We start from the raw sequence: 20,278 nt of genomic DNA, 5'->3' as shown, positions 1-20,278 counted from the left end.
TCATGAAGATCCTGCTTCTACACAGCCTGTATGTGCCCCATGTGGGCGGTGGCGCGGAAATCGTCGTGCGCCAGTTGGCCGAAGGTCTTCAGGACCGCGGCTGCGACGTGACGGTACTTGTCACAGGCCCTGAAACCGGGCTGCACGAAGAGGTGCACAACGGCGTAAGGATCTATCGCGCCGGCCTGTACAACTTCTACTGGCACTATACCCAAGCCCGGGCAAACCCGTTGCTGCGCCTGGGCTGGCACTACCGCGACCGTTACAACCGCCGCATGCGCCAGCATGTGCGCGAGGTGATCGCCCGCGAACGGCCCGACGTGGTCCTCTGCAACAACCTGACCGGATGGTCGATATCGGCCTGGGACGAGATCAGTGCCACCGGAATCCCCATCGTTCAGGTCCTGCACGACCTCTATCTGCTGTGCCCCAAGGACACCATGTTCGACAAGGGCCGTAGCTGCGAACGCCAATGCGGCCTGTGTTCGGCCTTTCGTCAGCGCCACGCGGCGGCCTCGGCGCAGGTCGCCGCGGTGATCGGCGTCAGCCGCTTCATTCTGGACAAGGTGTCCGGCCACGGCTATTTCGGCCAGGCCAGCCGCCACCTGGTGCACAACGCCACGACAGCATCCGAGGCCGCACCGCGCCAGCATCACAGCGGTCTGTTGCGCTACGGCTACATCGGCACGCTTTCGGAAAACAAGGGCGTGGCCTGGCTGATCAGGCAGTTTCAGGCGCTGTCGATCAACGCCACGCTGGAAATCGCCGGGCGCGGCAAGCTGGATTACGAAGCGCAGCTCAATGCCATGGTAGATCCGGCCAAGGTCCGCCTGGTCGGCTACCAGGACGCCGAAGTCTTCATGCGCAACATCGACGTGCTGGTGGTGCCTTCGCTATGGGACGAACCCTTCGGGCTGGTCGCCGTTGAAGCCTGCGCCCGACACCTGCCGGTCATCGCCACGGACATGGGCGGCCTGCCGGAAATCATCCAGGACAACCTCAACGGGCTGATCTGCTCGCCGAACGATCCCGACTCGCTCGGCAGGGCGATGCTCCGGCTTTACCTGGACAGCGGCCTGCGCCAACACCTGTCGCGGCAGGCGCGCGCCAGCGTTGCGCCTTTCTTGAATACGGAACGGATGCTCGATCAGTACCAGTCGATCCTGCATGCCACGCTGCACGGCCGGAGAGCCTATGATGAACCCGAGTTCGCTGAGCATTACGCACCCCAGGCCGAGCCTGCTGGCGATCGATAAACCCACGGTGCTGACGTTGATCGCAGCCTCGCTGCTGATCAGCGAAACCTTCGCCGGGGCGCTGCGTTTTTACCTGGACATGGCTGGCGTGTCCGCCCTGCTCTACCTGCCGAAGCTGGCCTGCCTCGCGGCGGTGGCGCTGGAACTGCCGGGCGCACGCAGCAAACCTGGGGTATGGCTGGTGCTGTTCGCCCTGCTGGTTTCGAGCCTGCTGGCGCTGCTTCACGGCGCCACGCTGCGCAACATCGGCTTCAGCGTGTTCATCTACCTGCCCCTGCTGTTCGGGCTGTTCTGCGGCAGCTATCTGGAGCGCCGGGCCGGCCTGCTGTGCTGGGTGATCGGCCTGTGCCTGATCGCCTCGCTGGCCGGCATCGCACTGGACATGCTCACCAGCGTGCCCTGGAAGGGATACAGCTACATGATGGGCGATGTCGAGATCACCGCGAACAAATCCTGGGCCTTCGGCAGCACCGACCGTCTTGCCGGATTTGCCCGGATGTCGACCAACCTGGCCGTGATGATCGCCCTGTACAGCCTGTTCCTCGCCGCCTTCCTGCGGTCCCGGCTGCTGCGGATGATGCTCTACCCGCTGGCCTTCGGCGCGATCTTCCTCACCACCAACAAGTCCACCGCCGCGGCCTATCTGCTGACCTTGATGATGCTGTTTCTCGCAGGCTATCGCCTGCCCAGCGCCACCGCGTTTGCCATCGCGGTACTGACCGGAATGGCGCTGCCGATTGCCAGCCTGCTGCTCAACATTCCCCAGAGCGAGGCCTACAGCGCCAGCATGTTCGCCTCCTTCAACGACCGCCTGATCCATAGCTGGCCGAACTTCATCGAGGTCATCGCCAACGAAGGATGGGGCTGGTGGGGTGCCGGCTTCGGTGCGGTTGGCAGCAGTGCCGCGGCCTTTCCCCTGGCCTGGCTGGAACTGCTGGCCATCGCCGACAACACGGCGCTGTACCTCTGGGGCATGCTCGGTGTGTTCGGCGTGCGGCTGTATCTGCTGCTGTTTCCGTTGCTGCTGCGCCTGCATGATCGCGGGCCGCGCATCCGCGACGCGTTGCTGGGCATCGTCTTCTGTACCTGCCTGATCGGCTGGGCCACCGATGTACTGGAAGTACCCACGGCCACCCTGTTTCTCGGCATGGCCATCGCCCATGTCCTTATGCCGCGGGATCTCCCGCGCCAGAGGCCGTACAGCCGAATCGAAACTCCACCCCCGCATCGCGGCGTCGAACCGCATGCACAGCTGCCCAGGGACGCGTTGCCATGACCCGTCGCACTTACCTGCACCGCCTGGCACTGACCGCTGCCCTATCCGGCCTGGCCTTGCAAGCACCGGCACAGCAGGCAAAAGATTCCTTCATCATCGGCGTCTGCTCCCATGACCTGCATCTGTCCGACAGTCGTGGCCAAGGCAACCAGCTGCTGCGCGAGGCGGGTGTCGAATCGGTACGAACCGATGCGCACTGGGCCTTTCTGGAGCGCAAGCGCGATCAGCTCAGGGTCGAACCCCACTGGCACCCTTACCTTGCGGATGCGCAGGCGCACCAGCTCGGCAACCTGTTCATCCTGGGCTATGGCAACCACTTTCACGGCGGCGGGGAGAAGCCTCGCAGCGAGCCGGTTCGCGCCGCGTTCAACCGTTACGTCGCATTCGTCGCGCAGCAGTTCCGGGGTCGCGTCACGCATTACGAGGTCTGGAACGAGTGGGATGTCGAGAACCCACACGATCCACGGTTCACCGAGGACTACGTCCGGCTGATCACCGATGCGGCGGGCATCATCCGCCAGCACGATCCGCACGCAACGGTGCTCGCCGGTGCGGTAACCACCAAGGGAATCGAATCCGGTTTCGCCCAGCGCCTGCTCAAGGCCGGCATCATGCAATCGATCGACGGTCTCTCGCTGCATCCTTACGTTCACTGCCGCGGTCGTGGCCAGAACACGCCGGAGGCCTGGATCGAGTGGCTGACCGAGGTCAATCTCGAACTGTCGCGCATCGCCGGCGAGCCGGTGCCGCTGTACCTCACGGAAATGAGCTGGCCGGCCCACCAGGGCAGCTGCGGCATCGACGAAGACCTTCAGGCCGCCTATCTGGCGCGCAGCTTCTTCCTCGTCAGAACGATACTCAACGTGCGGGGCTACTGGTGGTACGACTTCCGCAACGACGGCACGGACAAACGCGAGCGCGAGCACAACTTCGGCCTGCTCCGACAGGACTATTCCCTCAAGCCGGCGTATCGGGTGCTGAAGGCGATCAGCCCGATCATCCAGAACTACCCGTTCCTCGGCACGGCCGACAGCGCGGCGAAGGACGTCATCCTGCTGCGCTTCGGTAACGCGGAAGAGCAGCTGCTGGTTGCCTGGAGCACCGGCAAGTCGCGCTCGGTCAGCATCGAATCCACCGGTTCGATGCCAGGCCAGCTGGAGCTGATCGATACCGCCCAGCCGGAAAGGGGCCGGACCAGGGCCGCCACCTCCTGGACCTGCGCAAGCACGACCAGCACCTGCACCACGAGAATCACGCTCGACGGCTTTCCGAAGATCATCAGCCTCGGCAAGTCCGCTCCAGCTCGCTCCACGCCTGACAATGGCTGTCGTTTCGAGAACAGCGCTTCGAAAAGAGGAATTTCGGATGATTGTGATCAACGCTCGCTTCCTGACCCAGGAAATACGTGGCGTACAGCGCTTCGCTGAACAGATCTGTCTGGAGCTCGGAAACCTGCGCGATGACCTGGTCTTCGTTGCGCCACACGACATACGTCTGCACCGAAGCGCCGAACAACTCAACGTACGCCGCATCGGCCGGCACTGCGGGCACCTATGGGAGCAGCTGGATCTGCCCCTGTGGCTCGCCAAGCAGGGCAGCCCGCCCCTGGTATCGCTGTGCAACACCGCGCCGCTGGCCTACCACAACCAGATCGCGACCCATCATGACATCACCTACGTCAGGCACCCGGACAGCTACTCGCGCGTATTCCGAGCCGTCTATCGCAGCCTGACCCCGCTACTGCTCAAACGAATCAAGGCCCTGATCACCGTGAGCGAATTCTCCCGGAACGAAATAGCTCGCTTCTACGGCTATCCAGCACGCCATATATGCGTGATTCCCAATGCCGTGGATGCACGCTTCCAGCCCTTCTGCGCCGAGCAGTGCCCTCGCGGTTCGGCGCCGTATCTGCTGGCCGTGTCGTCGCCCAGCGCGCACAAGAACTTCGCGCGGATGATCGCGGCGTTTCTCAGGCTCGAAGGGCTCGATGAGGTGGAGCTGCGCATCATCGGCGATTCCAGCCGGATCTTCTCCGGCAGCCTGCACGACGCGGCCGGCAACCGGCGCATACGAATGCTCGGCAGGCTCACCGACGAAGAGCTGGTAGAGGCCTATCAGGGGGCCACGGCCTTCGTGTTTCCGTCCGTCTACGAGGGGTTCGGCATTCCCCCGCTCGAGGCGCAGGCCTGTGGCTGCCCGGTCATTGCTGCGCGCGCGGCCTCCATCCCGGAGGTTCTGGGCGACAGCGCACTGTATTTCGACCCGCTGCAGGTGACCGACATCACTGCCTGCATGCAGCGGGTCCTGCGGGATGAAGCCTTACGCCAGGACCTGCGCCGGCGCGGCAAGGCGAACGTGAAGCGCTACTGCTGGAATGCATCGGCCCGCCAGGTTTCCCGACTGATCGACCAGGCCTTCACCGGCGTGCGTGACGCCACCCCCACCGACCTGCAGCAGTTCCCGCTCGGCCAGCCGAAGCATTAGCCGACATTCCACTGCGGCTACGGCGAAACCTCGCAGTTCAGGCTCCGCGTCACCGAGCATCTCAAGAACCCAGTCGCCGCCGTCTCGACGATTGATCCCGTTGCCCCTCACTCCTATCCACGAAAGGCTATCGCATGAAAATCGCCATTGTTCATGATTGGCTGGTGACCTACGCCGGTGCCGAACGGGTGCTTGCCGGACTGATCGAGACCTGGCCGGACGCAGACCTGTTTGCCGTGATCGACTTTCTCTCCGACGAAGATCGCGCCAGCCTGGGTGGCAAGCGCGCCACTACCACCTTCATCCAGCAACTGCCCAAGGCAAAGACGCACTACCAGAAGTACCTGCCGCTGATGCCGCTGGCCATCGAGCAGCTCGACATGTCGGCCTACGACCTGGTGATTTCCAGCAGCCACGCCGTGGCCAAGGGCGTGCTCACCGGCCCGAACCAGTTGCACATCAGCTATGTGCATTCGCCGATCCGCTACGCCTGGGACCTCCAGCACCAGTATCTGCACGAAGCGAGCCTGGACCGCGGGATCAAGGCCAAGCTGGCGCGCATGCTGCTGCACTACATGCGCATGTGGGATCAGCGTACCGCCAGCGGCGTCGACGAGTTCATCGCCAATTCGCACTTCATCGGCAGGCGCATCAACAAAAGTTACCGGCGCGAATCCACCGTCATCTATCCCCCTGTCGATACCCGAAACTTCACGCTGTATGCCGAGAAGGAGGATTTCTATCTGACGGCATCGCGACTGGTGCCCTACAAACGCATTCCGATGATCGTCGAAGCGTTCTCGCGGATGCCGGACAAGAAGCTGATCGTGATCGGTGCGGGGCCCGAAATGGACAAGGCCAAGGAGCTCGCCTCGCCGAACGTGACGCTGATGGGCTATCAGAACTTCGCCGTGCTGCTGCATCACATGCAACGCGCACGCGCCTTCGTGTTCGCCGCCGAAGAGGATTTCGGCATCGCGCCCATCGAAGCCCAGGCCTGCGGCACGCCGGTGATCGCCTTCGGCAGAGGTGGCGTGCTGGAAACCGTGCGGGGCATCGACCACCCCGAGCCGACAGGGGTGTTCTACGACGAACAGACAGCGGAGTCGCTCATCGCCGCGATCGGCGAATTCGAAGCGCAAGCGCACCACATTTTCCCGGACGCTTGCCGCGCCAGCGCAGAGCGCTTCTCGACCGAACGGTTCAGGCAGGAGATCAAGGCCTTCGTCGAGACCAGGGTTCTGGAAATTTCCCTCCATCAGGAGCAGGACGCACTGAGGCACCACCCAACCGCGACACCGGCGAACGTCACGCAGGTATACCCGACCGCGGTCCCCATGAAGCACGCCTGACCAGGGCGATTCGCTTGCGAGGTTTCAAGGATGAACACAGCAACCGCAACCCAACGACTCCAGGCCATCTGCGTATTGAGCCTGGCCCTGCTGGCCAGTTTGACGAGCGATGGCGCTCATCAGCACACCGGCGGCGACCGGTCCGAACAGCTCATACGGGCCTCGCCAGGTTGCGCCGACAGTCACGAGCCGTCGGTGAACGACGTCGACCACCTTTCCTGCAACACTCCGGGTGACTTCGAATCCCTCACGCCACCGCCGATAAGGCTGGTGAAACCGCTGTCCGGGAGCCAGTACCTTCGCTCGGGGGACAACATCCGCTATTCATTCTGACCCGCGAGGAGGCGCCATGAACCGTGCAGATCCAAAGAGGCAATCGCTGATTTATGCCGACGGGTATTCCTACACCGAGATATTTCAGTTGCCTGATCTTCCAGGATTACCCGGCGGCAATCAGCTGATTCGCATTTTCCATCCATCGTCCTGCGATGAGCGCGACATCCCTGATGCCGAGCCGGACCCCATGCTGCCATCCGAGCCCGATCAGGTCGCCTGATCGCCCCATTTCCCCTGCCGCCCCGCGAATACCTCGCCAGAGGATGCACGCGCTGGCAGAGCACGCAATAGCACCGAGACAACCCATGACTTCGAAAACCACTGTGGTCACCGTGACCTACGGCGATCGACTGTCCTACCTGCAGCAGATGATCGAGCGGGCGCTGTCCTTCGCCGAAATCAGCGACGTGCTGGTGGTGAGCAATGCCTCATCCGCGCCCCTGCATCGATTGCTCGAACGCTGGCCGGGCCGGGTCAGGCTGATCGAGTTGCAACAGAACACCGGTTCGGCGAACGGCTATGCCGTGGCGCTCGAAGCTGCGCTGACCGGTGGAGCCGATTACATCTGGATGATGGATGACGACAACGCACCGACGGCCGCCGCGGTTTCCATCCTGCACAGCGAGCTGGCGCGCCTCACCGGCCTGCTCGGGCCGGACCGTGCCGCCGTGCTGGGTTATCGGGCGACGCAGCAGGCCGATATCGCCGCAGGCGTGCCACCCCGCTACATTCGCCAGCCGCGTTCGAGCTACTTCGGCTTCCACGTCGCCCAACTGCCCTACAAGATCTGGCGTCGCCTCCCGTGGGCCAGGAGGTCCGGCAAGCGACCGGCGAGCATCAGCCTGCCGTTCGCGCCCTACGGCGGCATGCTGGCGCATCGCAGCCTGTACCAGCGGATCGGTTTGCCGCGCAAGGATCTGGTGCTGTACGTCGATGACACGGAATACACCCGGCGCATCACCGCCAGCGGCGGCCGGCTGTTTCTCTTCACCGATGCGGTGATCGACGAACTCGAGCAGTCCTGGAACATCAAGGCCCGCACGCGCAACATCTACGAGACCTTCCTCCTGGGCGAGTCGGACTTCCGCGCCTATTACGCGGCGCGCAACCAGGCCTGGTTCGACAAGAACGTCTGGGCCGCTTCACCCCGCCTGCTTCGCCTCAACCGCACGATCTTCCTCATGTTGTTGCGCCTGTTCGCGCGGCTGCGCAACACCGGCGATCGCCTGGCACTCATCGAGCAGGCAATCCGGGACGGGGAGAGCGGCGCGCTGGGCATGAGCAAGACCTTTCCATTGCGTTGACCTCCTCGGCGACGCACCGCTCCGGCTTATCGAGGGCACTCTCCATGGACGTCGCATCGGTTCAGCGTGACGCAAACAACTTCGACTTTCTGCGGTTCTTCGCCGCTTCGGCTGTCGTCATCGGCCATTGCTACTGGCTGTCCGGGGCCGGCACTGCCGAACCCGTGCGATTGTTCACCGGATCGATGGACATGGCCGATATCGCCGTGAACCTATTCTTCGTGATGAGCGGCTTCCTGATTGCCGCCTCATGGATGAACAGCCGAAGCGTGCTGGATTTCGCCGCCAAACGCGCACTGCGAATATTTCCGGCGCTCTGTGTCTCGGTATTGTTCACGGTGCTGGTGGTCGGGCCGCTGGCGACCGGACTGCCGCTGAAGGATTACCTGTCCAGCAGCGAGACCCTGCGCTATCTGGGCAATATGGTGCTGATCACGCACTTCCATCTTCCTGGGGTGTTCACCGGAAACCCCTTCCCCGATACCGTCAACGGGTCGGTCTGGACCTTGCCCTACGAAGTGCTGATGTATGCCACCGTGCTGGCGCTGGGTCTGCTCAGGCTCTTCGGGCGCATCGCCGTGCTTGTGGTGCCGATGTCGCTGCTCATCATCCATTTCCACCTGGCGCCGGCGCTGGGCCTGGAAAGCGACATCCTGCGCAAATCCACCCGGCTGGGAATGTTCTTCTTCTTCGGCTCGGCCTTGTATCTGTATCGCCGCGAGCTGCCCTGGAACTGGAAAATAGCCCTGAGCTTACTTGCGCTGACACTGCTCAGCGCCAGGACGGAGCTCTGGTTCTACATCCACGTGCTGACGCTGCCGTATCTGACCATTTACCTGGCCCACCTGCGCATTCCGCGGCCGTCCGGCTTCGGCAAGTACGGCGACTTTTCCTACGGCATCTATATCTTCAGCTTCCCGATCCAGCAGTTGCTGATGCACTGGCTCGGCCCGCAACTCTCGCTGGGTACGTTCATGGCGATCAGCCTGTCGGCGAGCATCGCCATCGCGGCGTTGTCCTGGCACTTCATCGAATCCCCCGCCCTGCAGCTGAAACGCTATCTGCCCCGCACACGCAAGCACCTCGCGCGCACGGATTTCAGCCCTGCGCCCTGACGACGCACGGATAGATCGAAAAACCGCGATTCGCTGTATACTCCCGCGCCTTTTTTATACACGACGTCCTGGGAGTGTCGATGAGCAAAGCGCCAACTGTCGGATTTGTGAGCCTGGGTTGCCCCAAGGCAACGGTCGATTCCGAACGCATCCTGACCCAGCTGCGTACGGAGGGTTACCAGATCGTGCCCACCTACCAGGACGCCGACGTGGTGGTGGTCAACACCTGCGGCTTCATCGACAGTGCCAAGGCGGAATCGCTGGATGCCATCGGCGAAGCCATCGCCGAGAACGGCAAGGTGATCGTCACCGGCTGCATGGGCGTGGCCGAAGACAACATCCGTAACGTGCACCCCAGCGTGCTTGCCGTTACCGGTCCTCAGCAATACGAGCAGGTCGTCAATGCGGTGCACGAAGTGGTGCCGCCGAACATCGACCACGATCCCTTCCTCGATCTGGTGCCGCCGCAGGGCATCAAGCTCACCCCGCGTCACTACGCCTACCTGAAGATTTCCGAAGGCTGCAACCACAGCTGCAGCTTCTGCATCATCCCGTCCATGCGCGGCAAGCTGGTCAGCCGCCCAGTGGGCGATGTGCTCAGCGAAGCCGAGCGGCTGGTCAAGGCCGGCGTCAAGGAGATCCTGGTGATCTCCCAGGACACCAGCGCCTACGGCGTCGATGTCAAGTACAAGACCGATTTCTGGAATGGCCAGCCGGTCAAGACGCGCATGCTGGAGCTGTGCCAGGCGCTGTCGAGCATGGGCGTGTGGGTGCGTCTGCATTACGTTTACCCCTACCCGAACGTCGACGACGTGATTCCGCTGATGGCCGCAGGCAAGCTGCTGCCCTACCTGGACATCCCCTTCCAGCACGCCAGCCCGAAGGTGCTCAAGGCCATGAAACGCCCGGCCTTCGAGGACAAGACCCTGGCCCGCATCAAGCAATGGCGCGAGATCTGCCCGGAGCTGACCATTCGTTCCACCTTCATCGTCGGCTTCCCCGGCGAGACCGAGGAGGACTTCCAGTACCTGCTGGACTGGCTCACCGAAGCGCAACTGGATCGCGTCGGCTGCTTCCAGTACTCGCCGGTCGAAGGCGCACCCGCCGAGGAGTTGGGCCTGGAGCCGGTGCCGGACGAGATCAAGCAGGATCGCTGGGATCGCTTCATGGCCCACCAGCAGGCCATCAGCGCCGCACGCCTGGAACGCAAGATCGGCCAGGAACTCGAAGTGCTGATCGACGAAGTCGACGAAGATGGCGCCATCGGCCGCTCCTGTGCCGATGCGCCGGAGATCGACGGGCTGGTCTACATCGACAGCGAGCAACCGCTGCAGGCCGGCGACAAGGTCCGGGTGCGCGTCACCCATTCGGACGAATACGACCTCTGGGCCGAAGCGATCTGAGAGCGACCCCGCTGATGCCCGTCGGCTTTCCGACGGGCATCGGAAAGTGAATTGGATCAGCGCCCTTTCTGGCGGCGCCGTCGGGAATGATGGCAACATCGCTACCCAGCCCGACCTCGAACCGACACCCGCCATGCCCCATGACATCGAGCCTATCGGCTATCTGCGCTCCTGCTTCAGGGAGAAGTTCGCCATTCCGCGTCAGCCGCACCTGGCTCCTGCCGCCCGTGGCGTGCTGGAATTGCTGCCGCCATTCGACAGCGGCGAGGCGGTCGCGGGGCTGGAGCAGGTCAGCCATGTCTGGCTGCTGTTCCTGTTCCATCAGGCGCTGGAGGACAAGCCGCGTCTGCGGGTTCGACCGCCGCGCCTGGGCGGCAACCGCATGGTCGGCGTATTCGCCACGCGCGCGACGCATCGGCCGAACGGCATCGGCCAGTCGGTGGTCAGGCTCGACCGGGTCGAAGCGGGACGCCTGCTCGTTTCGGGCATCGATCTGCTGGACGGCACGCCGATCGTCGACATCAAACCCTATGTGCCCTACGCCGATGCGCTGCCCGAGGCGCGCAACGAGATGGCGGCAGAAGCGCCCGAACTGATCGAGGTGCAATGGAGTGAAAGCGCCCTCGCCCAGGCCCGCAGCCAGGCACTGCGTCTGGATGAGCCGGTGGTGGAGCTGATCGAGCAATGCCTGGCCCAGGATCCGCGCCCGGCCTATCAGAAACCCGATCCCGAACGGCGCTACGGCGCGCAGTTCTGGGACCTGGACGTTCGCTGGCACTATCCCGACGGCGAAAGCATTCGCGTGCTCGAAGTGGTGCCTGCCTGACACACCCGTAGGGTGGAAAACTCGCACAGCGACTTTCCACCGGCCACTCCCCATCTGCGGGTGGAAAAGCCTGCGGCGTTTTCCACCCTACCCGGCTTCAGCGCTCCGGAACCAGCCACAGGCGCTGGGTGCCATAGATCGCGTCGAGGTTCTGCGCCTTGAACGGGAAGCTCATGTAGCGCCCCTTCATCCAGGCCTCGATGCCATCGGCGTAATGCGGGCTGGCCGGGTTGCCCGATTGCCCCGAGCTGTTCAGGCCGATCAGCGGCTCGTCGCGGCCGTAGTCGACGACGATACGCATCGCGGGGATCAGCCAGGTATCGAAATCCTGTCCCCAGCGGTACGCCGCAACGTTCAGCGTGCTGTGGTCGCCGCCGGCCGGATAGGGGCCGCGATCGAGATAGCCGCGGATGGCATTGATCCCGCTGCGCTGGCTGGCTGGCATGTAGGGCGCCAGCTGGGTGGTGCCCGTTGCCCAGGTATAGCTGTGCAGCTTGCCCCACTGCCAGGCATTGCGGTCGTTGCCCAGTTTCGCCGTGAGATGATCGACGGCGGCCGCCAGGCTGCGCGCGAGGATGGTCGGCTTGTCTTCCTGCGCCGGCGTGTTCACGTCGTTCCAGTAGGGGCTGTCGTCACGCCCGAGCAGATGATCGGCCTGCGCCGAATAGGACGCGTTGGCGCTCTGGACCAGCGCCTGCCAGGCGGGACTGTCGTCCGGGCCGAGCTCATCGAGAAAGATCATCCGCGCGCTTTCATGCAGGAATGCCGCGTACAGGGCAGCATCGCCGGATGAGGCGTCCAGCACGCCGTCGAATTTCAGCAGGCGAGCCAGCGCTTCATCCGCCTTGGCGCGCTCTGTCGCCGGCAGCGCCGTGATCGCCTGTCGTAGCGGCTGCTGCATCCCAGGATCGTTGAACATGGCGGCGAGCTTGGCGGCGAACGGCGTTTTGCGGTCGTACTGCATGGCGATCATGCTGGCAGTGTCGTGGCGGCCCAGCCCCGCCAGCTCGGCGATACGCTCGGCGCGTTCGGGGTAGTACCAGGAGTTCGACAGCTGCATGCCATAGCCACGCGGCACGCTGCGCTGGTTGGCGCTGCCGAGCCAACCCTGAGCCGGGTCCTGGTCGTAGGGATGCAGCATGGGATCGGCGAAGCCATCCCAATCGTAGAGGCCGTCCCAGCCCGGGGACGGCAGCAACCCCAGCCCACCGCGGCGATTGGGGAACCGGCCGGTGACCTGCCAACCGATGCTCTGCTCGTCGGCAAACACCATGTTCAGCGCCATCGCCCGCACGTCGCGGGTGGCTTCGAAGGCTTCGTCGACGTTCCCTGCGCGCGTCAGATCGAAGAAGGCATCGAGCGATCTGTCCGCCTCGAACTGGGTGGTCTTCAACGCCAGTCCGTAACCGCTGCTCAGTTGCAGGGGTTGCAAGGGATGCTTGCGCTCGCCCAGCACGCTGTTGAGCAGGGGCCCGTTGCGGGTCTCGTAGACCGTCTCGCGCACGGGACGTTGTCCTTTGATGATGAACGTCTCGTGGCGCTCGCGCGCCGCTACCCACTTCCCATCGGCCAGATAGAGCAGGCGGCCGTTCTCGCGCCGGACCTGTTCCAGGAACAGATCCTGGTTGTCCCCCATGACCATGGTCATGCCCCAGCCAAGCTTGCCGTTGAAGCCGGCCACCACGGTCGGAACCCCCGCGATGGTCACCCCGGCCGCCTGGAATTTCGGCGAACGCAGCTGCACGAAACTCCAGTACGACGGCATCGACAGCGGCAGATGGGTATCGTTGGCCATCAGCGGCTTGCCGCTTCGCGTGCGGCTTCCGGAAATCGCCCAGTTGTTGGACGCCGCCACCCCGAGCATATTCAGTTCAGCCACCTGCGAAGCGGCACGATCGAGCGCGGCCAGGCCGGGAATCTGCCCGCTCAGCTGCAGGCCTTCGAGCTTCGCCGCCTCCTCGAACGGCAGCGGCTCGTCGGGATAGGTCGGCAACAACCAGGCAAGCTTGTCGCTGCCGACCCGCTGCGCCAGCACCAGGGCGGCGATTTCTTCCTGCAGGTTAACCGCCAGGCCGAAATTCAACAGGCAGAACACCAGCACCGAATCCTCGGGCTTCCAGTACTCGGGCAAGTGATCGGCGGCCGCCAGGTCCATCGGCAACCTGTCTCGATGCCGGAACAGGTAGGCGTTGACGCCACGCGCATAGACCTCGAAGTACTTCTTCATGCGCGGCGAGCTTTCGCGATAGAGCACCTCGGCACTCTTGCGCAGGTTGACGGCGCGCATGAATCGATCGATTTCCAGCACACCGGGCCCGGCCATCTCGGCAAGTCGGCCCTGAGCCATCAACCGCAGGCTGACCATCCGGCTCAGGCGATCCGTAGCGTGAACGTAGCCCAGGCCGAACAGCGCATCGTGGAACGTCGAGGTTTCGATCAGCGGCATGCCCATGGCATTGCGCCTGATGCTGACGCGCTCGGCCAGCCCGGTCAACGGTTGCACGCCCTGCTTGGGCGGCAGACTGTCGGCATAGCGACTGTCCAGATAGGCCTGGCAGCCGCTCAGGCCGACGGCAGCGAGGGTGGCGCCGGAAATCAGACGAACCAGGGTTGATGGCAGACGCAACGACATCGACGGCTCCTTTGAGCTGAAGCGCAACAGGGGAATAGTCAGGATAGATGCCGGGGCGTACGGCGGATAGCGGCCTCAGGCGGCCTTGGGTGCCAGCGCCTCATCCAGCAGCCAGCGTGCCGAACGGCGTGCGGCGGCCTTGTGTTGCAGCTCGAGCGCACTGAAAGCGGCTTCATGACGGCGGCGCTCTGCCTTGTCCAGCGCCTTCCAGGCGGCATGGGTCGGCACCTGCGCGGTCGCATCGAACAAGTCCTGGAAAACCTGGCAACGCGGGTCCTGGCCCAGGCCCACATCGTAGTTATCCAGCAGCACCTTGATGCGAATGGCGCCTTCGATCAGGGGCACCTGCTCGTCCAGCAGGCAGTTGGCGAGTATTCGCAAATCCGCCGCGATTTCGGCATGCCGACGGGCCTGCAAGGCCGCCTGTTGTCGCTCGTTGCGCCATACCCTGCGCCAGAGGTACAGCGCATAACCAGCCAATGCCGCGATCAGCAGCGCACCGATGCTCAGCAGCACAGCGACCAGCGGCGTCATCGACGGCTCAGGCCCCGTGGCATTTCTTGAACTTCTTCTGGCTGCCGCAAGGGCACGGGTCGTTGCGACCGATATCCTTCAGCGGGTTACGCACGGGGTCATGGCTGTGATTGCAGTGAGGGCCATGGACATGCGGATGGTCGTGACCGTGATCATGGTCGTGGTTACAGTCGGGACCATGCACATGGGGTTCGTGATTCATCGAGCCTTACTCTGGAATGAAAGAGCCGGGAATTATCTCGCCATTGTTGGAAATATGCACCTGCCGGCTGAACAGAAGCCCGATCTTCAGATCGCCATCCAGGCGATAGGCGATGGGCCTGTCGGGCTTCTCCAGCAATCGCACGATGTACTTCATGTGCCGCCAGAGATTGGTGTGCACTGGCACCTCGTAATAGTCGAAACCATGGGCGGGCACGGTCAGCCAGCCGCTGGACTCGCCACTGGCCAGCTCGATGTCATTGAGGTGAACCGTGTAGGCCAACCCACGCACGGGCAGGCTGTGATCGTTGGGGTTGTCGATACGGAAACGCAGCATAAACTGCTGCTCCAGCAACCTCGCCTTGATGATATCGACCTTGGCGAGCTGGACCTGCGGTTCTTCGAAGTCGCTGCTCAGCCAGGTCGAACATCCTGACAGGCCGACAAGAAGGCTGAGCAACGCCATCGTTCTAAGTATTTTTATCGTGCGTTCCTGGCAAAGCATTCCGGTACTCCAAAGGACGGCCAAGTGTAACAAGCGGCATGCCGTCTGCAACGGGCGCGAGCACGAAAATACCTGCGCGCGTCACGCCTTGCGGATAGCCCCAAGCTATCGCCCGCCCGGCCTCGGGTAGCGCTCACAAAAGCCAAAAGATCAGCGCTATCGCGCCGATCCCGCCTCAGCTTCCTCAAAGCAGCTCGGCAGCTCTCAGCGCGGCGATGGAAGCGCGCCAGCGAGGATTCTGCTTGTACTCGGACGAGGTATCGAGGCGGCTGCGCATCCTGCCCAATTGCGGCGAAGCCGCGACTCCCATACGTTGCAGTGCGGCCAACGCCAGCTCGGCCGCGGCCCGGTCGTTGCACACCAGCCCCATGTCGCAGCCGGCCGACAGTGCAGCCTGGATGCGCTCGGCCGCATTCCCCGCCACATGGGCACCGGCCATGGACAGGTCGTCGCTGAAGATGACGCCACGAAATCCCAGCTCGCCACGCAGGATGTCCTGCAGCCAGCGGCGCGAAAAACCAGCCGGCTGCTCGTCGACGTTCGGATAGATCACGTGCGCCGGCATGACGGCGTCGAGTTCGCTGCTCAGACGCTTGAACGGGATCAGATCGGCCGCGCGCAGCTGATCCAGGCTGCGTTCGTCCACCGGGATCGCTACATGGGAGTCGGCTTCCGCCCAGCCGTGCCCCGGAAAATGCTTGCCCGTGGCGGCCATACCGGCAGCACGCATGCCTTTCATGAAGGCGCCTGCCAGCTCGGCAGCACGCAGCGGATCGCCCTCGAACGCCCGCGTGCCGACCACCGCGCTGCGCTGATGATCCAGGTCCAGCACCGGCGCAAAGCTGAAATCCAGCCCCACCGCCTGCACTTCCGTCGCCATGACCCAGCCACAGATTTCGGCCAGTTGCAGTGCATCGGCACGCTGGGCGATCTCGCGCATTGCCGGCAAACGAACGAAATCACGCCGCAACCGCTGAACCCGGCCTCCCTCCTGATCGACCGCCAGCAGCAGGTCCGGCCGTATCGCGCGGCTCGCGCGGCACAACTCGCGTACCTGGCGAGGGTTCTCGATATTGCGGGCGAACAGAATCAGTCCGCCGACTTCCGGCTGGCGCAGCAGTTGGCGATCCTCGGCGGTCAGCCAGGTGCCAGCGATGTCCAGCATCAATGAACCTTGCATGTTGTTGGCAGATCCTTAATTGAGTGTGGCGCTCGACCAGCTCGGACAGGCTTCTTCCCCTATCCGTACCGCGCAGCCCGTTGGTACCAAGGGGAAAAGCTCGAGCAGGTCGGCATTGCGCAGCCTGATGCAGCCATGGGAAAGCGGCACGCCCATGGGTTCCGTATCGGGCGTGCCATGCAGATAGATGTAGCGCCGGAAGGTATCGACCTGCCCCATCCGGTTGTAACCCGGCTCGCAGCCGCTGAGCCAGAGAATACGGGACAGGATCCAGTCGCGCCCGGGAAACTGCGCGTGCAGCTCCGGATTCCAGATCTCGCCCGTCCAGCGCCGGCCGCGCAGCACGGCGCCCGCAGGCAGGCCGTCGCCAATGCGCGCGCGCACCTGATGGCAACCGCGCGGTGTACAACCGGAGCCGTTGTGTTCACCCACGCCATTCAACGCGGTGGATACGGGCAAACGGACCCGCAGCCGGCCGGCGGTAAAGCCGTAGAGCATCTGGTCGGCAATGGAAATATGCAGCAGATCGAGATCGGACATGGCGGTTAGCTTAGCGGCCAATCCCCGACCGCGTCACCCCTTGGCAGGCATCGCCAGGGCATTGCGACGGGCGATAGGATGCGCCTGGGCCAGGGTCGAATCGTCCACCCCCGAATCGGCTCGCATTCCTGCCGCCAGGAACGGCACCATCATCCGCATGACCTGCTCGATGGACGTCTTGGCGCCGAAGTCGTTCTCGGCGATGGCCCGCAGCGCCTTGATCCCGGACATGCTGAAGGCCGCCGCACCCAGCATGAAATGCACACGCCAGAACAACTCGATCGGCGGTATCGAGGGTGCCGCCTCGTGCACCCGCAGCATGTAGCGCCGGAACACCTTGCCGTACATGTCTTCCAGATAACGACGCAGGTGACCTTGGCTCTGGCTGAACGACAGGCCCAGCAGGCGCATGAAGATCGACAGATCGTCACCGCTGCGCGGTTTCACCGCGAGCGCCTGCTCGACCAGGATTTCCAACAGCTCCTCGAGGCTTTCCTTGCGATCGGACTGCGCTTCGCGCCGGTCCAGCTCACGCTCGAGACTCACACAGAAGGGCCCGAGGAAGCGCGAGAAGACCGCCTGGATCAGCGCCTTCTTTGAGCCGAAGTGATAGTTGACCGCTGCCAGATTGACCCCAGCCTTGCTGGTAATCAGGCGAAGCGAAGTCTCGGCGAAGCCTTTTTCCGCAAACAGCTGTTCCGCTGCATCAAGAATCCGCTCCACTGTTTCCGACTGCGCCATGCCCCCTCCAAACGACAAACATCTGTTTGAAACTTACGTTTCACTCGCTGACAAGTCAACTGACTCTTCAGTCACCGTCGACCTGCAGCCTGCCGGGCGCTCGGCAAACAACGATTGCCAAGCCCAGAGCACTGTATATAATCCCAGTCACTGTATAAAAGAACAGAGACCCTCATGATCAAGCTGACCCCTCGCCAGTCGGAAATCCTTGCCTTCATCAAGCGTTGCCTGGAAGAAAACGGCTACCCGCCGACGCGTGCGGAGATCGCTCAGGAGCTGGGTTTCAAATCGCCCAACGCCGCCGAGGAACATCTGAAGGCGCTGAATAAGAAAGGCGCTATCGAAATGACGCCCGGCGCATCGCGCGGGATACGTATCCCCGGCTTCGAACCTGCAGCCGATGAAAGCAGCCTGCCGATCATCGGTCGCGTCGCCGCCGGTGCGCCGATTCTCGCTCAGCAGCATGTCGAAGAGTCCTGCCAGATCAACCCCGCCTTCTTCCATCCCCCTGCAGATTATCTACTGCGGGTACATGGCATGAGCATGAAGGACGTCGGTATTTTCGATGGCGACCTGCTCGCCGTCCATACCGCTCGTGAAGCACGCAACGGCCAGATCGTCGTGGCACGCATCGACGACGAGGTGACGGTCAAGCGCTTCAAACGCGAGGGGAAAAAGGTCTGGCTGCTGGCGGAGAACCCTGAATTCGCCCCTATCGAAGTCGATCTGGAACATCAGGAACTGGTCATCGAAGGTTTGAGTGTCGGCGTGATTCGCCGCTAAGGAGAGGTTCATGCAGTACCAACCCATCACCGGCAAACCACCACAGCTTTCCCTGTTCGAAGGGCTCATCGCCCACAGCCTGACACCCTTTGCGGACATCGCCACACCGCCGCCAGCGGATGATCGCCTGAGCGAAATGACCTTGAGCGGTAGCAATGGCCATTGCCGCCTGTTGCTCGCTCCGATCCTGCGTGAGCTCAGCGAAGCGACCGATACACGCTGGCTTACATTGATCGCGCCACCGGCATCGCTCTCTCAACGCTGGCTGCGGGAAACCAGCCTCAACCTTGACCGCATCCTGCTGTTACCTGCCAACGAGAGCCAAGGTGCGCTGGACCTGGCCTGCAAGGCGCTGATCTCCGGCTGCAGCCACACGGTAGTTACCTGGTTCGCGCACCTCGACAGGGCCAGCCGATCCAGGCTGCGCGCCGCGGCTGAACTGGGGCATACGCAAAGCCTGAACATACGCCTGGGTAACTGAAACCCGCGGCACACGGATGTGCCTACCCCTTCCCTTCCGCGTTCACTCGCCGCGCTTCCCGGCTCAATGCAGTACCTGCGGAACCTCTTCGTGCACCAGCTCTCCCTCGGCCATCTGTCCGGCCATCTGCACGCCGACGCTGAACATCGCCTTGGCGACCTCAACGTGCTGCCCCTGCAGAAATACCTTGGCGTCCTCGGAGAAATCCAGCGTGACCAGCACCTCTTCGTCCTCAGCGCGACGCAGCACTATGCTGCCATCGGGTAGCTCGACGATTTCAAGAAAAGATGTTGGCATGAGTCCGCTCCCGTGAAAGGCGCGCATTGTAGCAGCCGACCAGCCGGGCGGCAGCCCTCTGGTCGAGCAGGTCGGGAGAGCTCAGCTTCCTCGGGGATGCGCTGCAGTCTGATCGCGCATAGCATGGGCACACATGACAACAGACCCGACCTTCAGCCGGGCGATCTTCGACAAAGGGAACTTGCCCGCGTGACCACCAGAACCCTGCTACTCACCGCCTTGGCCATGCTCGCTTTCGCTGGCAACTCGCTGCTCTGCCGCGTCGCGCTGCGCGATACGGACATCGATCCGGCAAGTTTCACCACGCTGCGCCTGCTGGCTGGCGCGCTGGTGCTGTGGTTGCTGCTCCGTTTGCGCCAGGGGTCTTCGATCCCGGCAGGCAGCTGGTCGGGCGCAGTGACGCTGTTCCTGTACGCGGCAGCCTTTTCCTACGCCTATGTGAAGCTCGATGCGGGCGCCGGTGCGCTCATGCTGTTCGCTGCGGTGCAGCTGAGCATGATCGCCTGGGGATTGTTCAAGGGCGAGCGGCTCTCAGCCATGCAGACCCTGGGCTCAGCCCTGGCGCTGGCTGGCCTGATTGGCTTGTTGCTGCCCGACGCCAGCGCGCCGGCGATGGGCGCCGCGCTGCTGATGATTCTGTCCGGGATCGCCTGGGGCGCCTATTCGCTGCTGGGGCGTGGCACCCGCGATCCGCTGGCGTCAACCGCTGGCAACTTCATCCGCGCGCTGCCAATGGGGGCGGCGCTGTGCCTGCTGATGTTGCCTGGCCTGGAATGGGATCGCGCCGGCGTGATCTATGCGCTGCTGTCCGGCGGCCTGACGTCGGGCATCGGCTATGCCCTCTGGTATGCCGTGCTGCCGCGCCTGGCGGCAACCCAGGCCGCCAGCATCCAGCTCAGCGTGCCACTGCTGACCGTCCTGGCGGGAAGCCTGCTACTGGGTGAAGCATTGACTGGCCGCCTGGTGATTACCGGCCTCGCGATACTCGGTGGCATCGTGATGGTGCTCTGGGCTGGAAAGAAGGCCTGAGGC

At 63.4% G+C, this 20,278-nt stretch carries 22 protein-coding genes; 14 read left to right on the top strand and 8 right to left on the bottom strand.

Features of this window, described 5'->3' with window-relative positions; translation table 11 throughout:
- The first annotated feature begins 2 nt into the window (after window positions 1–2).
- From EA795_RS13505 to tsaA, 11 genes are all read left to right on the top strand, one after another.
- Window positions 3–1,256: a glycosyltransferase family 4 protein gene (locus tag EA795_RS13505; RefSeq protein WP_122077843.1), complete on the top strand. Its 1,254-nt coding sequence runs from the start codon at window positions 3–5 to the stop codon at window positions 1,254–1,256.
- Window positions 1,198–2,532, top strand: coding sequence for a hypothetical protein (locus tag EA795_RS13500; protein WP_122077841.1), 1,335 nt, complete (start codon window positions 1,198–1,200; stop codon window positions 2,530–2,532). Before EA795_RS13505 ends, EA795_RS13500 begins: the two co-directional genes overlap by 59 nt.
- Window positions 2,529–3,959 carry a hypothetical protein gene (locus EA795_RS13495; protein WP_122077839.1) on the top strand — a complete coding sequence of 477 codons (1,431 nt, stop codon included), beginning with the start codon at window positions 2,529–2,531 and terminating at the stop codon, window positions 3,957–3,959. Before EA795_RS13500 ends, EA795_RS13495 begins: the two co-directional genes overlap by 4 nt.
- On the top strand, window positions 3,898–5,016 hold the full coding sequence (locus tag EA795_RS13490) for a glycosyltransferase family 4 protein (RefSeq protein ID WP_122077837.1): 1,119 nt from the start codon (window positions 3,898–3,900) through the stop codon (window positions 5,014–5,016). The genes EA795_RS13495 and EA795_RS13490 overlap by 62 nt, the downstream gene beginning before the upstream one ends.
- Before the next feature lie 134 nt (window positions 5,017–5,150).
- Window positions 5,151–6,368 (top strand): glycosyltransferase family 4 protein, encoded by a 1,218-nt coding sequence (locus EA795_RS13485; protein ID WP_122077835.1) that lies wholly within the window; start codon window positions 5,151–5,153, stop codon window positions 6,366–6,368.
- A 30-nt stretch (window positions 6,369–6,398) separates the two neighbouring features.
- Window positions 6,399–6,701, top strand: a complete 303-nt coding sequence (locus EA795_RS13480) for a hypothetical protein (RefSeq protein WP_122077833.1) — start codon at window positions 6,399–6,401, stop codon at window positions 6,699–6,701.
- Between the two features lie 16 nt (window positions 6,702–6,717).
- Complete coding sequence (locus EA795_RS13475; RefSeq protein WP_122077831.1) at window positions 6,718–6,924, top strand: hypothetical protein; 207 nt, start codon at window positions 6,718–6,720, stop codon at window positions 6,922–6,924.
- Window positions 6,925–7,009: 85 nt separating this feature from the next.
- Window positions 7,010–8,008 carry a glycosyltransferase gene (locus tag EA795_RS13470; RefSeq protein WP_058076615.1) on the top strand — a complete coding sequence of 333 codons (999 nt, stop codon included), beginning with the start codon at window positions 7,010–7,012 and terminating at the stop codon, window positions 8,006–8,008.
- A 44-nt stretch (window positions 8,009–8,052) separates the two neighbouring features.
- Window positions 8,053–9,123: an acyltransferase family protein gene (locus EA795_RS13465; RefSeq protein ID WP_122077829.1), complete on the top strand. Its 1,071-nt coding sequence runs from the start codon at window positions 8,053–8,055 to the stop codon at window positions 9,121–9,123.
- 80 nt (window positions 9,124–9,203) lie between these two features.
- Window positions 9,204–10,526 carry a 30S ribosomal protein S12 methylthiotransferase RimO gene (rimO, locus tag EA795_RS13460; RefSeq protein ID WP_058076613.1) on the top strand — a complete coding sequence of 441 codons (1,323 nt, stop codon included), beginning with the start codon at window positions 9,204–9,206 and terminating at the stop codon, window positions 10,524–10,526.
- 133 nt (window positions 10,527–10,659) lie between these two features.
- Window positions 10,660–11,352: a tRNA (N6-threonylcarbamoyladenosine(37)-N6)-methyltransferase TrmO gene (gene tsaA, locus EA795_RS13455; protein WP_058076649.1), complete on the top strand. Its 693-nt coding sequence runs from the start codon at window positions 10,660–10,662 to the stop codon at window positions 11,350–11,352.
- Between the two features lie 97 nt (window positions 11,353–11,449).
- Here the strand turns inward: tsaA and EA795_RS13450 are convergent, their stop codons facing one another.
- The 7 genes from EA795_RS13450 to EA795_RS13420 all read right to left on the bottom strand — a co-directional run bounded on the left by EA795_RS13450 (window position 11,450) and on the right by EA795_RS13420 (window position 17,685).
- Complete coding sequence (locus EA795_RS13450) at window positions 11,450–13,984, bottom strand: penicillin acylase family protein (RefSeq protein ID WP_122077827.1); 2,535 nt, start codon at window positions 13,982–13,984, stop codon at window positions 11,450–11,452.
- A 75-nt stretch (window positions 13,985–14,059) separates the two neighbouring features.
- Window positions 14,060–14,518: a DUF2489 domain-containing protein gene (locus tag EA795_RS13445; RefSeq protein WP_058076611.1), complete on the bottom strand. Its 459-nt coding sequence runs from the start codon at window positions 14,516–14,518 to the stop codon at window positions 14,060–14,062.
- A 7-nt stretch (window positions 14,519–14,525) separates the two neighbouring features.
- Complete coding sequence (locus tag EA795_RS13440; RefSeq protein ID WP_014852247.1) at window positions 14,526–14,720, bottom strand: SEC-C metal-binding domain-containing protein; 195 nt, start codon at window positions 14,718–14,720, stop codon at window positions 14,526–14,528.
- A gap of 6 nt (window positions 14,721–14,726) precedes the next feature.
- Window positions 14,727–15,224, bottom strand: coding sequence for an LEA/WHy family protein (locus EA795_RS13435; protein ID WP_043942541.1), 498 nt, complete (start codon window positions 15,222–15,224; stop codon window positions 14,727–14,729).
- Between the two features lie 184 nt (window positions 15,225–15,408).
- Window positions 15,409–16,404: a beta-N-acetylhexosaminidase gene (gene nagZ, locus EA795_RS13430; protein WP_058076610.1), complete on the bottom strand. Its 996-nt coding sequence runs from the start codon at window positions 16,402–16,404 to the stop codon at window positions 15,409–15,411.
- A 15-nt stretch (window positions 16,405–16,419) separates the two neighbouring features.
- Window positions 16,420–16,944: a L,D-transpeptidase gene (locus EA795_RS13425; RefSeq protein ID WP_122077825.1), complete on the bottom strand. Its 525-nt coding sequence runs from the start codon at window positions 16,942–16,944 to the stop codon at window positions 16,420–16,422.
- Window positions 16,945–16,977: 33 nt separating this feature from the next.
- Window positions 16,978–17,685, bottom strand: coding sequence for a TetR/AcrR family transcriptional regulator (locus tag EA795_RS13420; RefSeq protein ID WP_014852243.1), 708 nt, complete (start codon window positions 17,683–17,685; stop codon window positions 16,978–16,980).
- 174 nt (window positions 17,686–17,859) lie between these two features.
- Between EA795_RS13420 and lexA the strand changes: the two genes are divergently transcribed.
- Window positions 17,860–18,468: a transcriptional repressor LexA gene (gene lexA, locus EA795_RS13415; RefSeq protein WP_014852242.1), complete on the top strand. Its 609-nt coding sequence runs from the start codon at window positions 17,860–17,862 to the stop codon at window positions 18,466–18,468.
- A 10-nt stretch (window positions 18,469–18,478) separates the two neighbouring features.
- A complete protein-coding gene (gene sulA, locus EA795_RS13410; RefSeq protein ID WP_122077823.1) occupies window positions 18,479–18,949 on the top strand; it encodes an SOS-induced cell division inhibitor SulA in 471 nt (156 codons plus the stop codon).
- Window positions 18,950–19,012: 63 nt separating this feature from the next.
- On the opposite strand, the gene EA795_RS13405 is transcribed toward sulA, so the two are convergent.
- The gene (locus EA795_RS13405) at window positions 19,013–19,246 is read right to left on the bottom strand and encodes a hypothetical protein (RefSeq protein WP_014852240.1); all 234 of its coding nucleotides are present in this window, start codon (window positions 19,244–19,246) and stop codon (window positions 19,013–19,015) included.
- A 189-nt stretch (window positions 19,247–19,435) separates the two neighbouring features.
- Between EA795_RS13405 and EA795_RS13400 the strand changes: the two genes are divergently transcribed.
- The gene (locus tag EA795_RS13400) at window positions 19,436–20,275 is read left to right on the top strand and encodes a DMT family transporter (RefSeq protein WP_122077821.1); all 840 of its coding nucleotides are present in this window, start codon (window positions 19,436–19,438) and stop codon (window positions 20,273–20,275) included.
- Window positions 20,276–20,278: the final 3 nt, after the last annotated feature.

This window comes from Stutzerimonas nitrititolerans, assembly GCF_003696285.1.
GTDB lineage: Bacteria > Pseudomonadota > Gammaproteobacteria > Pseudomonadales > Pseudomonadaceae > Stutzerimonas > Stutzerimonas nitrititolerans.
The sequence above is the reverse complement of the archived record's forward strand: the minus strand, read 5'-3'. Positions and strand labels throughout refer to the sequence as shown.